We start from the raw sequence: 15394 nt of genomic DNA on the forward strand, positions 1-15394 counted from the left end.
GGTTCTGTCTCAGATTGAGACCCGCGTCACGCGGGCCCGCCCCTTCAATGGTCAACGCAGGACGTCCGCCCCGACGGCGAGCGATTCCACAAGGAGTTGATCCATGAGTCGCCAGAGTGTGGCGAAAGCCCACCAGAAGATCCAGGAACTGTCGTGGGAGCCGGCGTACCACACCCCGGTTTCGCACTACGGGACCGACTACACGTTCCAGAAGGCCAAGAAGAAGGACCCGTTGAAGCAGGTCCTCCGCTCGTACTTCCCGATGCAGGAGGAAAAGGACCACCGGGTCTACGGCGCCGAGGACGGCGCGATTCGCGGCAACATGTTCCGCCAGGTCCAGGAACGCTGGCTGGAGTGGCAGAAGCTGTTCCTCTCGATCATCCCGCTGCCCGAGATCTCCGCGGCCCGGGCGATGCCGCTGCTGTTCCGCACGGTGCCGAACCCGGAACTGCACAACGGCCAGGCGATCCAGATGATCGACGAGGTCCGCCACTCGACGATCCAGCAGAACCTCAAGCGCCTGTACATGCAGAACTACATCGACCCGGCGGGCTTCAACTCGAGTCTGCGCAACTTCCAGAACGACTACTGCGGCACGATCGGCCGCCAGTTCGCCGAAGGGTTCATCACCGGTGACGCCATCACCGCGGCGAGCATCTACCTGACGATCGTCGCCGAGACGGCGTTCACGAACACGCTGTTCGTCGCCATGCCGGCCGAAGCCGCCGCCAACGGCGACTACCTGCTGCCCACGGTGTTCCACTCGGTGCAGTCCGACGAGTCCCGCCACATCAGCAACGGCTACGCGACCCTGCTGATGGCGTTGTCGGACGAGAGCAACCACCAGCTGCTCGAACGCGACCTGCGGTACGCGTGGTGGAACAACCACGCCGTCGTCGACGCCGCGATCGGCACGTTCATCGAGTACGGCACCAAGGACCGCCGCAAGGACCGCGAATCGTACGCGGAGATGTGGCGCCGCTGGATCTACGACGACTACTACCGCTCCTACCTCGTCCCGCTCGAGAAGTACGGGCTCGTCATCCCGCACGACCTCATCGAGGAAGCCTGGAACCGGATCTGGAACAAGGGCTACGTCCACGAGGTCGCGCAGTTCTTCGCCACCGGGTGGCTCGCCAACTACTGGCGCATCGACCCGATGACCGACACGGACTTCGAGTGGTTCGAATACAAGTACCCGGGCTGGTACGACAAGTACGGCAAGTGGTGGGAGAACTACGCGCGCCTGTCGACGCCGAACGGGCACCACCCGATCGTCGCCGAAGACGTCGACTACGTGTACCCGCACCGCTGCTGGACCTGCATGGTGCCGTGCCTCATCCGCGAGGACATGGTGGTCGACGAGGTCGACGGCCAGCACCGGACCTACTGCTCGGAGCCCTGCCGCTGGACCGACGCCGAGGCGTTCCGGCCCACCTACCAGGGCCGCAACACCCCGAACATGGGCCAGCTGGTCGGCGCCCGCGAGTGGGAGACGCTCTACCACGGCTGGAACTGGGCCGACGTCGTCTCCGACATGGGCTTCGTCCGCGACGACGGCAAGACCATGGTCGCGCAGCCGCACCTCAACCTGGACGACCCGAAGAAGCTGTGGACGCTCGACCACCTGCGCCGGATGCCCGAGGTGCAGTCGCCGAACGTGCTGCTGAACCAGATGTCCGACGCCGAGCGCGCCGCGTTCGTGGCCGACTACAACCGCCAGGGCCCGGCCGGGCGCCCGGCGCCGCAGACGGCCTGACGGCGTAGGAAGGGCCTGGCATGGCAGAGAAGCACCGCGTCCGGTTCGAACCGGTCGGGATCGAGATCGACGTCGCCGAGGACACCACGATCCTGCGCGCCGCCGCCGAGCAGGGCGTCATGCTCATGCACGGCTGCAAGGAAGGGCAGTGCGCGGCGTGCAAGTCGTTCATCCTCGACGGCGACGACGTCGAACACGACCGCTATTCGACCTTCGCGCTCCCCGACTACGAAAAGGAGGAGGGTTTCACGCTGCTGTGCCGGGCCCACGCCTACGAAGACCTGACGATCGAGCTGCTCAACTACGACGAGGAGATGATCCAGTCCGGGCTGCCGATCCAGGAGGCGACGGTCGAGGTCGTGGCCAACGACCACGTCACGCACGACCTCCGGCACCTGGTCGTGCGCGTGCCCGAGGAGCTCAAGTTCTTCCCCGGGCAGTACCTGGACTTCGCGGTCCCGGGCACCGAGGAGACGCGGTCGTTCTCGATGGCCAACACCTCGGCGCGCGACGGGCTCCTGGAGTTCGTCATCAAGATCTACCCCGACGGGCTGTTCTCCCGGTTCCTCGACACCGATGTCGCGGTCGGCGACCGGCTCCGGGTGACCGGCCCGTTCGGGGTGTTCACCCTCCGGGACAACCCGGGCAAGGACCTGGTCTTCGTCGGCGGCGGGGCCGGGATGGCGCCGATCCTGTCGCTGCTGCGTTCCATGGCCGAGCGCGGCATCGACCGGAAGGCGACCTACTACTACGGCGCCCGCCGCGAGGCGGACCTGTGCTTCCACGCCGAACTGCGGGAGCTCGAGGAGAAACTGCCGAACTTCCGTTACGTACCAGCGCTTTCCGAACCGGGTGACGACACCTGGGACGGCGAGACCGGCCTGATCACCGACGTCCTGCGCCGGGCCGGCCTCGACCTGACCGGAGCCGACGCCTACGTCTGCGGCCCGCCGCCGATGGTGGAGGCCGCGCTGGAACTGCTGCCCGCGCTCGGCGTCGCCGAAAAGCGCGTCTTCTACGACAAGTTCACCACCACGGGCGAAGGGTAAAAACCCATGACAGCCACGCAAGAACGCAGTGTGCCGAAGCCGACGTTCACCGACGCCGAAGCGGGTGCCAAGGTCTTCCCGGACTCCGACGCCCGCCGGTACAACTACTTCACCCCGGCCAAGCGCAAGCAGAGCCACTACGAAGACGTCACCGTCGAAGTCCAGCCGGACCCGCGCCACTACCTGTCCCAGGGCTGGCTCTACGCCTTCGCCGACGGCAAGGGCGGCTACCCGCTGGAGTGGACCGCGCTGAAGGCGTGGGGCTCCGACCGGCCGCTGCCCGAGCGCAGCCCCGGCTCCGGCGGCAAGGGCTACGACTGGCCGGCCCACGGCTGGCACGAGTTCCGCGACCCCAACGAGGAGTGGGAGCTCACCCTCTACCGCTACAACGCGAACGTCGTGCGCCAGCTCAACCAGAACGTCGACGCCGCGCGCCAGGCCAAGGCGTTCGAGCAGTGGAACCCGAACTGGGTCGACTTCGTGGCCAAGCACGTCGGCGCCTGGATGCACGTCGACCACGGGCTCGGCCTGTACCTGTACGCCAACGCCAACCGCCGCGCCCCGACGAACATGCACAACAACGCGATCTCGGTGAACAGCATGCACCGGATCCGCGCGGCGCAGGACCTGGCGCTGTACAACCTGACGCTCACCGAAGAGATCGACGGCTTCGACGGCGGCGCGCACCTGACGACCTGGGCCGAGGACCCGGCGTGGCAGGGTGTGCGGGAGACCGCCGAGCAGCTGACCGGGATCTGGGACTGGTGCGAGGCGATCTTCGCCGCGAACATCGTCTTCGAGCCCCTCGTCGGCGAGCTGTTCCGCAGCAACCTCGTCCAGCAGGCCGCGCCCGCGAACGGCGACTTCGTCACCCCGACGCTGATCGGCGCCGAGGAGTTCGACTTCTCCGAACGCGACCTCCGCTACACGAAGGCGATGTTCGACCTGCTGATCAACGACAAGGAGTTCGCCGACCACAACCGCGGCCTGCTGCAGAAGTGGCTCGAGGACTGGGTGCCGAAGAGCATCGCGGCCGCCCGCGCCCTGCAGCCGCTGTGGTCGCAGCCCGACGCCAAGCCGATCCGGTTCGAGGACGGTCTCGACCGGGCGAAGAGCCGGTTCGCCGGCATCCTGTCCGAATTGGGCCTCAAGGCACCCGAGGAGCTGGGCCAGTGACTGTCTTCAAAACCGCGGAAAGCCCGTTCAAGACGAACAACACCGCGTCGAACATGTGCGGGTTCACCCTGATGAACAACCAGGTCGGCGCGATCATCGCCGAAGTCATGGGGAGCAAGGACAACGTGACCGTGACGCCGCTGCCCTCGATGATCCGGGTGGACGCGGTCGGGCGCACCGACCTCGTGTACGCCGAGGTCGACGAGGCCGCCGGCGAGGAAGAGGGCTGGTTCAACGCGGCCGAGTTCGAGGAGAGCATGTCCACCCACTACGGGCGGATGATCCACGAAGACGACCGCACGATCATGTTCGCCAACCCCGAGGACGCGGCCGAGTACCTCGACTTCGACCTCAAGCCGATTCGCTAGAAACAGCAAGGAAGCACTCGATCCGCTCAGGAAGGATCACCGATGTACGAAAAAGACGGCGAAAAGTATTTCGTGGTGGACGCCCACACCCACTTCTGGGACGCGAGCCCGGACAACTGGGTCAAGGGCCAGGAGGAATACGCCAAGGGCTGGATCGAGTGCTTCCACGCCTACCAGGGCCTCGGCCCGAAGGAGACGCACTGGCCGATCGACCGGTTCCAGAAGTACTCGGAAGAGCTGATGATGCACGACCTGTTCGAGGTCGGGCACGTCGACACCGCCATCTTCCAGCCGACGAACCTGCGGCAGTGGTACAAGAACGGCTTCAACACGACCGAAGCCGACGCGGCGCTGGCCGAGAAGCACCCCGGGAAGTTCCTCGTGAACACCACCTTCGACCCGCGTGAAGGCGACGAAGGCCTGAAGGCGCTCGAGGAACGCGTCAAGCGGTACGGCTGCAAGGGTGTCAAGCTCTACACTGCCGAGTGGCGTGGGGACTCCCGCGGCTGGAGCCTCAAGGACCCGGAGGCGGCTCGGTTCCTCGAGAAGTGCGAGGAGCTGGGCGTCAAGAACGTCCACGTCCACAAGGGACCGACGATCTGGCCGCTGGACAAGGACGCCTTCGACGTGTCCGATGTGGACCACGTGGCGACGAACTTCCAGGGCCTGAACTTCATCGTCGAGCACGTCGGCCTGCCGCGCATCGAGGACTTCTGCTTCATGGCCACCCAGGAGCGGAACGTCTACGCGGGGCTCGCCGTGGTCGTCGGCGGCCTGATGCACGCCCGGCCGAAGTTCTTCGCGAAGGTCATGGGCGAGCTGATGTTCTGGCTCGGCGAGGACAAGCTGATCTTCGGCGCGGACTACGCCATCTGGGAGCCCAAGTGGCAGGTCGAGGGCTTCGTCGACTGGAACATGCCGGGTGACGACGAGCTGTCGGACTTCCCGCCGCTCACCGTCGACCAGAAGAAGAAGATCCTCGGGCTGAACGCGGCCCGGCTGTACGACATCGACGTGCCGGCCGAGCTGAAGCTCGCCGACCCGAAGGACGTCGAGCCCGTCGGCGTGCCGAACCCGTGACGGCACTCGACGAGCGTGGTGCCCGCGCCGGCCATGCCGACCACGCGACAGTGTGGTCGGCGCTGGGCACCGTCCGGGATCCCGAACTGGACGAACCCCTCACCGACCTGGGTTTCGTGGCCCGCTGCGAGGTGAGCGCGGCGGGCCACGCCGTCATCCGGCTGCGGTTGCCGACCTACTTCTGCGCGCCCAACTTCGCGTTCCTGATGGTCGCGGACGCCTACGACGCCGTCGCCGGGGTGCCGGGCCTGACCGGGCTCGACATCCGGCTCGACGACCACTTCGCCTCCGACGTCATCAACCGCGGGGTGGCGGCCCGGCAGGGGTTCGTCGCGTCCTTCGAAGGCGAGGCCGTCGACGAACTGGACACGCTGCGCGGCGACTTCGTCCGCAAGGCGGTGCTGGCGGGCACCGACCGCGTCTGCCGCTCCCTGAACGGCCGCGACCCGCGGGCGCTGACCCTCGGCGACGTCCCGCCGAGCCCCGACCTCGAGCGGCTGCGCGCCCGGCGTCGTGAGCTGGGCCTGCCCGCCGAGGACGGCGATCCGTTGCTGCTCGACCCGGCCACCGGCGAAGCGGTGGCCCCGGCCGACGCGAAACGCCACCTCGCGTTCGCGCGGCTGACCCGCACGAGCATGGAGGCCAACTCCGGGGTGTGCCGCGGCATGTTGCGCGCGCGGTACTCCCTGACCAGTGAAGAGGAGGGCACGGGATGAAGGCCGTGCGGCTGCAGAAGTACCACCAGCAACCGGTGATCGAAGAAGTGCCGGAGCCGCGCGCCACCGGGCCCTTCGACGTCGTGGTCAAGATCGGCGGCGCCGGCGTGTGCCGCACCGACCTGCACATCATCGAAGAGCAGTGGGCCGAGAAGTCCGGCGTCGCGTTGCCTTACACGATCGGCCACGAGAACGCCGGCTGGGTGCACGAGGTCGGCCCGGCGGTGTCCAATGTGGAGGTCGGCGACACGGTCATCCTGCACCCCACACCGACGTGCGGGCTTTGCCACGCCTGCCGCGCGGGTGACGACATGCACTGCCCGAACGGGAGCTTCCCGGGCATCGACTCCGACGGTGGCATGGCCGAATACCTGCTGACGTCGGCGCGGGCGTGCATCAAGCTCGACCCGTCGACCCAACCGGAAGACGTCGCCGCGCTCGCGGACGCGGGCATCACCGCCTACCACGCGGTGCGCAAGGCCGTGCCGCAGCTGTACCCGGGCACCACCTGCGTCGTCAACGGCGCCGGCGGCCTCGGGCACATCGGCATCCAGTCGCTCAAGGCGCTGACCGCGGCCCGCGTGATCGTGGTCGACCGCAATGCCGACGCGCTGAAGCTGGCGGCCGAGCTGGGCGCCGACGAGACGGTGCTGGGCGACGGCAAGCAGGTCGACGCCGTGCTCGACCTGACCGGCGGCAACGGCGCGGAGGTCGTGCTCGACTTCGTCGCCGAGCAGGGCGCCCAGCAGGACGCGTTCGCGATGACCCGGCGGGCCGGGTCGCACTTCGTGATCGGCTACGGCAGCAACATCGACATCCCGACGATCGACATCATCTCCACCGAGCGCAACGTCGTCGGCAACCTGGTCGGCACGTACAACGACCTGGTGGAGCTGATGGTGCTCGCGCAGGCCGGGAAGGTCACGCTCCACACGAAGAAGTACCCGCTGGACGCGGCTCTCGACGCACTGGCCGACCTCGACGCCGGTCGCGTGCGCGGTCGGGCCATCCTCACCCCTTAGGAGCAGGAAACATGGCGAAGGAACTGCGGTTCGGCTCGGACGCCCGCGACCTGCTGCTGGCGGGTGTGGACAAGCTGGCCGAGGCGGTCAAGTCCACGTTGGGCCCGAAGGGCCGCAACGTGATCATCGAGAAGATCACCGGCTCGCCGGTGGTCACCAACGACGGCGTCACCATCGCGCGCGAGATCCACCTGAAGAACCAGTTCGAGAACATGGGCGCGCAGCTGGTCAAGGAAGCGGCGATCAAGACCAACGACGTCGTCGGCGACGGCACCACCACGGCCACCGTCCTCGCTCAGGCGATCGTCCACGAAGGCATGCGGGCGATCGCGGGCGGTGGCAACCCGGTGCTCGTCAAGCGGGGCATCGACCACGCCGTCGGGCTGCTGGTGGCGCACCTGGAGAAGCAGGCGCACCCGGTGGTGTCCGAAGAGGACTACGCGCGGGTCGCGGCGATCTCCGCCAACGACGACGAAGCGGTCGGCTCCGTGATCGCGAAGGCCCTGCACACCGTCGGCGACGGCGGCGTGGTGACGGTCGAGGAGTCGCCGTCGATCGGGATGAGCGTCGAGTTCGTCGAAGGGTTCGAGTTCGACAACGGCTACCTCTCGCCCTACCTGGTCACCGACGCGGGCCGGCTGGAAGCCGTGCTCGACGACCCCTACATCCTGATGTGCGCGGAGAAGATCACCAAGGTGCAGCAGCTGATGCCGTTGCTGGACAAGGTGATGCGCGCGCCGCGGCCGTTGGTCGTGATCGGCGAGACGGTCGAGGGCACGGCGCTGTCCATGCTGGTGCACAACCACATGAACGGCACGTTCCAGTCGGTCGCGATCCGCGCGCCCGGCTTCGGCGACCGGCGGCTGCACAAGCTGGAGGACCTGGCCGCGATCGTCGGCGGCGCGGTGCTTTCGCGGCACTCCGGGTTCACGATGGAGACGATGACCCTCGAGCAGCTCGGCCGGGCCAAGCAGGTCCGGGTGACCGAGAACCGCACGACGATCGTCGGCGGCGCGGGCTCGTCGTCCGCGGTGGACTTCCGGGTCGGCCAGCTGCGCGCGGAGCTGGAGCGCGCGCAGTTCGGCGTCGACGAAGACGTGCTGACCGAACGGATCGGCGCGTTGACCGGGAAGGTCGCGGTGGTGCGCGTCGGCGCGGCCACGCCGGCGGAGCTGAAGGAGCTGCAGCACCGGGTCGAGGACGCGTTGTCGGCGACCCGGGCGGCGATGGCGGAAGGCATCGTGGCGGGCGGGGGAGCGGCCCTGCTGCACGCGGAGAAGGCCCTGGAGAACCTGGGCCTTTCGGGTGATCAGGCGATCGGCGTCGAGATCGTGCGACGCGCCTTGGCGGAGCCGGCGTTCCTGATCGCGCACAACGCGGGCCACCCGGCGCACGAGATCGTGGCGCGCACCCGCGAGCTGGGCGCCGACGAGGGCTTCGACGCCCTGCACGACCGCTACGGCGACATGGTGGCGATGGGTGTGGTCGACCCGCTGCGGGTGTGCCGCTCGGCGGTGCAGAACGGCGCGTCGGTGGCGGGCCTGCTGCTGACGACGAACTCGCTGATCGCGGAGGAGCAGACCCCGTGGGGCGGCAGTCCTGCGCTGATGACGGAGTTCGGCCCGCTGGACGAGGGCCTGCACCAGCCTTCGCCGGACGCGAGCACGCCGCAGTCCCTCGGGATGGGCCCCTCCGTGGGCTGAGTACCGCCCGGCTCACGGGGAACGGAGGTCCCCTCACCGGAGTCCTGAGCCCCGGTGGGGGGACCCTCTTGCGCTGCGCCCGGCCCGCCGGGGTGTCACGCTGGTGATCATGACGCACTACGTTCTCGCGCAGACGCTGGCCACGGTCGGGGAGTTCGAAGCGAAGGGCTTCCTGGGCACGGTGGGCAAGATCGCCGCGGCGACGGTGATCTTCTTCATCGCCATCGGCCTGGTGGTGGGCCTGCTGCTCGGGTTCTTCATCGGCCGCTCGGTCGGCCGGCGGCAAGGGCCGCGCTGAGTCAGCGGACCAGGCCGTGGCGGGCCAGCTCGCGGTCGGCCAGCTTCCCGATGATCTCCCGGTCCCGCTGCCGCCAGCCGGTGGCCGGGTCGCCGACCGCGGCCAGGCGCCGGAGCGGCTGCGTCGCCAATGCCCGCAGCGCCAGCAAGTCGAGGCCTTCGTCTCCCATCGCCCGCAGCCGCGCGGCCGCCGAAGCGCGGCGGGTGAAGTTCCAGCGCAGGGGCAACCACGTCACCACCAGCGTCAGCACCGGCAGCGCGATGATGATCGCCGCCAGCCACCACGCGAGGTTCTCCACCGCTTCGATCTGCCAGCGGCCCGAGTCGACGAGCTTGGTGCCCACGGCCGAGCCGCCGTGCAACGCCTTCGCGAGCGCGTCGCCGACCAGCGGGATGCCGCCCGCCGAGTTCGCCGCTCCGTCGAACGTCCCGCGCAACCCGGTGCCCGCGTCGACCAGGCCGTCGCCGGGGGCGCGCAGCTTCAGCACCTGGTCGTACACCGACGTGCCGAGCCAGGCCGCGAGCACCACGACCAACAGGGCGAGCAGGTCGCTGACGAGCTGGGCGGTGCGGCGGATCGGCCGTTCGGCGTAGAGCTGCATCGGGTCGCCTTTCGCGGTGGGGGAGCGCGGGCGAGGAGCAACGTACCCGCGCTCCCCACCCGCGAACCGCCTAGCTCCGGACCACCTCCGCCAGTCCGCCCAACGCCGCCGGCAGCGGACCCTCGTGCAGCACGCCGAGCCGCTGCGTCGCCCGGGTGAGCGCCACGTACAGATCGGCCGGGCTGTCGGCGAGGATCGCCGCCGGGTCCACCACCAGGACGGCGTCGAACTCCAGCCCCTTCGTCTCCGACGCCGGGACGGTGCCCGGCACGCCGGGTGGGCCGATCACGATGCTGGTGCCCTCCCGGCCGGCCTCCTCCCGGACGAACTCCTCGACCGCCGAGGTCAGCTCGTCCGGGACGACCAGCCGGGACCACGGCCGGACGCCGCACGCACGCACCGAATCCGGGGGCTTGACCTCCGGCGCGAACTCGGCGAGCACCGCCGCCGCGACGGCCATGATCTCAGCCGGCGTGCGGTAGTTCACCGTCAGCGACCGGTAGACCCACCGGCCGGCCACGTACGGCTTCAGCATCGCGCCCCACGACCGCGCCCCGGCCGCCGAACGGCGCTGGGCGAGGTCGCCCACCACCGTGAACGACCGGCCCGGGCACCGGCGCATCAGCACCCGCCAGTCCATTTCGGACAGTTCCTGGGCCTCGTCGACCACGACGTGCCGATAGGTCCAGTCCCGGTCCGCCGAGGCCCGCTCGACGAGGCTGCGGGTGTCGGCCTCCTCGAACCGCTCGGCCAGGTCCTCGGCGTAGAGCAGGTTCTCGGCCGAGAGCAGCACGTCCTCGTCCATCTCCTCCCGGTCCAGCTTCATCGTCTGGAAGACGCCCTCGGCGTACTCGGCCTCGGCCTGCCGCGCCCGCGCGGCCGCGGCGTCGGCCGCCTTCTCCGCCGTCTTGTCCTGCCCCAGCAGGTCGGCCAGCTCGTCGAGCAGCGGCACGTCCGACACCGTCCAGGCGTCACCCCGGGCCCGGAACAACCCCGAATCCGCTGGCGCGGACGCGTAGAACGAGGACAACAGGCCCTCCGGGGTCAGCTTCGGCCAGAGCTCGTCGATCGTCGCGGTGAACTTCTCGTCGACGGCGAGGTCTTCGAGCAGGCCCTTCCGCATGCTCTCCCATTCGTCGCGGTCGTCGCGGCTCAGCCAGCCCTTGCCGATCCGGCCCAGCGCGCGCTCGGTGAGCACGTAGGTGACGATCTCGACGAACTTCGCGCGTGCTTCGTTGTGCGGCAGCCCGCTGTCGCGCGCCTCCTGCCGCGCCCACTCCGCGGTCTCGGCGTCGATCCGCACGGTGACGTCCTTGAGCGCGATCGGCACCGGCTCGGCGGGCAGCCGCTGCCGGTCGGCGACCGCGGCCTTCAGCACGTCGAGGATCTTCAGGGATCCCTTGCGCCGCGCGACTTCCGGGACGTCCTCGGCCGTGACGTGCAGCCCCGGCACGAGGTCGCCGGTGGTGGTGAACACGACGTCGGTCTCGCCGAGCGAGGGCAGGACGCGGCCGATGTGGTCCAGGAACGCCGGGTTCGGCCCGACGACCAGCGCGCCGTGGCGTTCCATCCGCTCCCGCTGGGTGTAGAGCAGGTAGGCGACGCGGTGCAGCGCCACCACCGTCTTCCCGGTGCCCGGCCCGCCTTCGATCACCAGCACGCCCGGGTGGTCGAGCCGGATGATCTCGTCCTGCTCGGCCTGGATCGTCGCGACGATGTCGCGCATCCCCTCACCACGCGGCGCGTTGACGGCCGCGAGCAGCGCCGCGTCGCCTTGCGCGTCCCCGCCAGGACGGCCGAGATCCTCGTCGGTGAAGCCGAGCACCCGGCGTCCCCGGGTGTGGAACTGGCGCCGCCGGTGCATGTCCTCCGGGTTCGCGCCGGTGGCGGTGTAGAACGGCCGGGCCGCCGGCGCCCGCCAGTCGAGCAGCACCGGCCGGTAGTCGTTTTCCTCGTCGAACAGGCCGATCCGGCCGATGTAGGACCGCTCGCCCGACACCGCGTCCAGCCGCCCGAAGCACAACCCGTTGTCGACGACGTCCAGCCGCTTGACCTGCCGGCCGAGCGACCGCACGCCGACGTCCCGCTCCATCGCGCCGACGCCGTTGCCGCCCAGCGCCGCCTCGTACTCGGCCTTGACCCGCGCGCGCTCGGCGTCGAGCCGCGTGTACAGCCCGGCGACGTAGTCGCGTTCGGACCGCAGTTCTTCTTCGTACCCCTGGTCTGTCACAGTCCCTCTTCGTTGTCCTACAACAGTTTCAGGCGGTGGGGGCGCCGAACCACTTGCGCAGCGCGCCGGGCAGGCCCGCGTCGTCGTCGCCGACCCAGACGACGTGGCCGTCCGGCCGCAGCAGGGCCCCGGGCACGTCCGGGTCGGCGACGACGTCGACGACGTGGTCGACCCGGTCGGCCCAGCCCGCGGCCGAGAGCCGGCCGGTGCGGTCGAGCAGGAGGCCGCGGCCCTCGTGCATCAGCTCGAAGAGCCGCCCCTGCTCGAGCGTCGTGTCCGGCAGACGCCGGCCCAGCAGCTCCGGCCCCTCGCCGAAGTCGTAGCGGATCCCGGTCGCGGTGACCTTCTCGATCAGGTAGCGGGTCACCTCTTCGAACCGCATGAGCTCGGCGAGCAGCCGCCGCACGGCCTGCGGGCCGGGTTCCAGCGACAGCAGCTCGGCCTGCGCGCGGGTGTTGTCGAGCACCGCGGCGGCCACCGGCCGCCGTTCCGCCTCGTAGCTGTCGAGCAGCCCGGCCGGGGCCCACCCGCGGATCTCGGCGGCCAGCTTCCAGCCCAGGTTGACCGCGTCCTGCATGCCCAGGTTGAGGCCCTGCCCGCCCATCGGCGGGTGGATGTGCACCGCGTCGCCGGCGAGCAGCACCCGGCCGTCGCGGTAGCGGTCGGCCAGCCTGGTGGCGTCGGTGAAGCCGGAGAGCCAGCTCGGGGAGTGGACGCCGAAGTCGGTCCCGGCGACCGCGTGCACCGCGTCCTTCAGCTCCTCCAGCGTGGGCGGGGCGGAGCGGTCTTCGGACACTTCCCGAGCGGGCGTGAGCAGGCGGTAGCCCCCGTCTTCGAGCGGCATTGCGCCGAACGTCTTGAGCGTCTCGCGGACCCTCGTCATCACGGAATTCACTTCTTCGGGTGACGCCGACAGCTGCACCTCGCCCAGCAGCCACTGCCGCCGGGCGGGTTCGCCGGGGAACCCGATGCCGAGCAGCTTGCGGACCGTGCTGCGGCCGCCGTCGCAGCCGACCAGCCAGCGGGCACGCAGGCTCGTGCCGTCGGCCAGCTGCGCGGTGACTCCCTCGTCGTCCTGGGTCAGGCCGGTCAGCTCGCGGGCCCGGCGGAGCTCGGCACCGGACTTGAGGGCGTGCTCGGTCAGCAGCCGCTCGACGGTGGTCTGCGGGATGCCGAGGGAGTACGGGTGCGTGGTGTCGAGCCGCTCCGGGATCGGCGCCGGGATGGCGGCGAACCCGCCGACCGGGAACTTCTTGCCGAGCTCGAAGTAGGGCTCCACCAGCCCGCGCTGGTCCAGCACCTCGATGCTGCGGGCGTGCAGGCCCAGCGCCTTGACGATCCGGCTCGGCTCGGCGAGCTTCTCCAGCACGACGACCTCGACGCCGTGCAAGCGCAGCTCGCTCGCCAGCAGCACGCCCGTCGGCCCGCCGCCGGCGATGATCACGTCGATCAAAAAGACCCCCTTCGATTCCCGCGTTTGCGCAGGTTGTGGCTTCGGCCGACGATTGTGCGGCACGAGGGGGGTCTTGCCGCAAGCCCAGGGGTGCGCTATACGTTAGACATGGAGGGGAGTGGTTTTCCTCCCTCCGGTCTCCAGGGCGTCTTCCCTGATCCAGCCTTTCCTACCACCTGATGGCGTACGTCGCGCCGGTGATCTATGACGGCTGTCATAGTGTGCTTCCGGTCGCACTGTGCTCTGATGGGACTATGACGGCTGTCATGGAAATCCGGGAGCTGGGCGACCGCCCGGCCGACCGGGAGTGCGTGGCCGCGCTGGTCGCGGCCTGCTCGCCGGAGAGCCTCCGGCGGCGGTTCCTGATGGGCGGCCCGGCCGAGCCGGCCGACGTCTTCCGGCGCTACCAGCGGTTCCTGCTCGCCGGTGAGCCCGCGTTGCTCGCCGTCCGGGACGGCCGCCCGGTCGGTCTCCTCAACTTCGTCGCCCCGGCTCCGGGGGAGGCCGAGATCGGCGTCCTCGTCGCCGATCCGTGGCAGCGGCAGGGGATCGCGAGCGCGCTGACCCGGTGGCTGTGGGCGTCCGGGCGGTGGCCGGGCTGGACGGTGCGGGCGACCGTGCGGGCCGGTAACACCGGCGCCGAAACGTTGTTGCTGCGCCAGGGGTTCCGGCCGGTGCCCAGCTACGAACGCGGCGAGCGGGACTTCGCGCTCGTCGTCCCCGGCTGGGCTACCATGACGGACGTCATGAAGGAGGCCGCCGATGACCCGGACACCACGCGAGCGGATGGTGCTCAGCGCCGCGCAGCTGGTGCGGATCCACGGTGTCGGGGCGACCGGCATGCGGGACGTGGTCGCGCACGCCGAAGCCCCGCGGGGGTCGCTGCAGCACTACTTCCCCGGCGGTAAGGACCAGCTGATCGCCGAAGCTGTCGCGTGGGCGGGTGACTATGCCGCCCGCCGCGTGGCGCGCGTCGCGGCCAAGCTCGAGGACCCGACGCCCGGCAAGCTGTTCGAGGCGATGGCCGCCCAGTGGCGCGACGAGTTCACGACGCAGGGGTTCGACGCGGGCTGCCCGCTGGTGGCGACGGTCGCCGACACGGTGGCCACCAGCGACAGCCTGAGGGAAGCTGTCGGCAAGGCGTTCGAGGGCTGGCAGCGCCCGGTGGCGACGACGCTCGAGGACCTCGGGGTGCCCGCGGCCCGCAGCGCGTCGCTGGCGGTGCTCATGCTCAGCGCGCTGGAGGGCGCGATCGTCCTCGCGCGGGCGCACCAGGACGTGGCGCCGCTGGAGACCGTGGTGGCGGAGCTGCGCCCCCTGCTCGACGGCGCGGTCGGTTAGCGGCTCGCGGGCGGCGAGCTGACCCCGGGCGACGCCGGGGTGGTCGTGGCCGGAATGCTCGACGTGGCCGCGACCTGCGGGCCCGGCGCGATCAGCTGAGTCGCGGCGAGCACGCTCGTCGCCACCACCAGCGCCGCCACGACGGGTGCGGCCACCATCGCGACGCGCCGCAGGGGTCGTTCGGCAGGCGGCCGGGATTCCACCTCCAGCCGCTGGAGCCCGCGGCGGATCACCGTCTCGACGGTCGCCGGCGAGCGACCGAGGGCCTCGGCGATTTCGGGCGTGCCGAGGTCCAGCCCGTACCGCAGCACGAGGACCTCGCGCTGCCGCCGGGGGAGTGCGTCGAGTCCCGCGCCCGTCGCGCGGATCCGGCGTTTCCGGGACAGGCGCACGACGGTCGCGCGAAGGCGGCAGGCTGCTCGGTCCCGGGCGCGGAGCCGGAGGAAGGCTTCGTGCGCGACGTCCTCGGGGTCGCCCGCGCCGAGCAGGCGCGCCAGCCGGGTCAGCTCGCCGAAGTGCCGCGCGAACAACGCCTGGAAGGCGACGTCGTGGTCGTTCGGAGCGGGTGTGATCACGGTCCGTCCACGCGCGACCGGGC

General features: G+C 70.1%; 15 protein-coding genes. 11 read left to right on the top strand and 4 right to left on the bottom strand.

The genetic code is table 11. From position 1 onward, the window contains the following. The first annotated feature begins 103 nt into the window (after positions 1 to 103). From M8542_RS13490 to M8542_RS13530, 9 genes are all read left to right on the top strand, one after another. A complete protein-coding gene (locus M8542_RS13490) occupies positions 104 to 1759 on the top strand; it encodes a ferritin family protein (RefSeq protein ID WP_257920458.1) in 1656 nt (551 codons plus the stop codon). Between the two features lie 20 nt (positions 1760 to 1779). Beyond that, entirely contained in the window at positions 1780 to 2808 is a 1029-nt protein-coding gene (locus M8542_RS13495; protein WP_257920459.1) for an NADH:ubiquinone reductase (Na(+)-transporting) subunit F, read from the top strand. A 6-nt stretch (positions 2809 to 2814) separates the two neighbouring features. Continuing rightward, entirely contained in the window at positions 2815 to 3984 is a 1170-nt protein-coding gene (locus tag M8542_RS13500; protein ID WP_257920460.1) for a ferritin family protein, read from the top strand. After that, positions 3981 to 4352, top strand: coding sequence for a propane 2-monooxygenase effector subunit MimD (gene mimD / locus M8542_RS13505; RefSeq protein WP_257920461.1), 372 nt, complete (start codon positions 3981 to 3983; stop codon positions 4350 to 4352). Before M8542_RS13500 ends, mimD begins: the two co-directional genes overlap by 4 nt. 42 nt (positions 4353 to 4394) lie before the next feature. Beyond that, complete coding sequence (locus tag M8542_RS13510) at positions 4395 to 5432, top strand: amidohydrolase family protein (protein WP_257920462.1); 1038 nt, start codon at positions 4395 to 4397, stop codon at positions 5430 to 5432. Further along, a complete protein-coding gene (locus tag M8542_RS13515) occupies positions 5429 to 6148 on the top strand; it encodes an iron-sulfur cluster assembly protein (protein WP_257920463.1) in 720 nt (239 codons plus the stop codon). Before M8542_RS13510 ends, M8542_RS13515 begins: the two co-directional genes overlap by 4 nt. Further along, positions 6145 to 7170 (top strand): NAD(P)-dependent alcohol dehydrogenase, encoded by a 1026-nt coding sequence (locus M8542_RS13520; RefSeq protein ID WP_257920464.1) that lies wholly within the window; start codon positions 6145 to 6147, stop codon positions 7168 to 7170. Before M8542_RS13515 ends, M8542_RS13520 begins: the two co-directional genes overlap by 4 nt. An 11-nt stretch (positions 7171 to 7181) precedes the next feature. After that, the gene (gene groL / locus M8542_RS13525; protein WP_257920465.1) at positions 7182 to 8873 is read left to right on the top strand and encodes a chaperonin GroEL; all 1692 of its coding nucleotides are present in this window, start codon (positions 7182 to 7184) and stop codon (positions 8871 to 8873) included. Positions 8874 to 8982: 109 nt separating this feature from the next. After that, positions 8983 to 9171, top strand: coding sequence for a hypothetical protein (locus tag M8542_RS13530; protein ID WP_257920466.1), 189 nt, complete (start codon positions 8983 to 8985; stop codon positions 9169 to 9171). A gap of 1 nt (position 9172) precedes the next feature. Here the strand turns inward: M8542_RS13530 and M8542_RS13535 are convergent, their stop codons facing one another. The 3 genes from M8542_RS13535 to rox form a co-directional block, all read right to left on the bottom strand. Then, positions 9173 to 9772 carry a hypothetical protein gene (locus M8542_RS13535; protein WP_257920467.1) on the bottom strand — a complete coding sequence of 200 codons (600 nt, stop codon included), beginning with the start codon at positions 9770 to 9772 and terminating at the stop codon, positions 9173 to 9175. Positions 9773 to 9842: 70 nt separating this feature from the next. Further along, positions 9843 to 12002 carry an RNA polymerase recycling motor ATPase HelR gene (gene helR / locus M8542_RS13540; protein ID WP_257920468.1) on the bottom strand — a complete coding sequence of 720 codons (2160 nt, stop codon included), beginning with the start codon at positions 12000 to 12002 and terminating at the stop codon, positions 9843 to 9845. Positions 12003 to 12030: 28 nt separating this feature from the next. Then, a complete protein-coding gene (gene rox / locus M8542_RS13545; RefSeq protein ID WP_257920469.1) occupies positions 12031 to 13455 on the bottom strand; it encodes a rifampin monooxygenase in 1425 nt (474 codons plus the stop codon). A gap of 254 nt (positions 13456 to 13709) precedes the next feature. On the opposite strand from rox, the gene M8542_RS13550 reads away from it, so the two are divergent. Next, positions 13710 to 14363: a GNAT family N-acetyltransferase gene (locus M8542_RS13550; RefSeq protein WP_257920470.1), complete on the top strand. Its 654-nt coding sequence runs from the start codon at positions 13710 to 13712 to the stop codon at positions 14361 to 14363. Further along, positions 14296 to 14796, top strand: coding sequence for an LmrA/YxaF family transcription factor (locus tag M8542_RS13555; protein ID WP_276586409.1), 501 nt, complete (start codon positions 14296 to 14298; stop codon positions 14794 to 14796). The genes M8542_RS13550 and M8542_RS13555 overlap by 68 nt, the downstream gene beginning before the upstream one ends. On the opposite strand, the gene M8542_RS13560 is transcribed toward M8542_RS13555, so the two are convergent. Further along, complete coding sequence (locus M8542_RS13560) at positions 14793 to 15371, bottom strand: RNA polymerase sigma factor (RefSeq protein WP_257920471.1); 579 nt, start codon at positions 15369 to 15371, stop codon at positions 14793 to 14795. The two genes, M8542_RS13555 and M8542_RS13560, sit on opposite strands and share 4 nt — an antisense overlap. Positions 15372 to 15394 lie beyond the last annotated feature (23 nt).

Source organism: Amycolatopsis iheyensis, from assembly GCF_024703995.1.
GTDB lineage: Bacteria > Actinomycetota > Actinomycetes > Mycobacteriales > Pseudonocardiaceae > Amycolatopsis > Amycolatopsis iheyensis.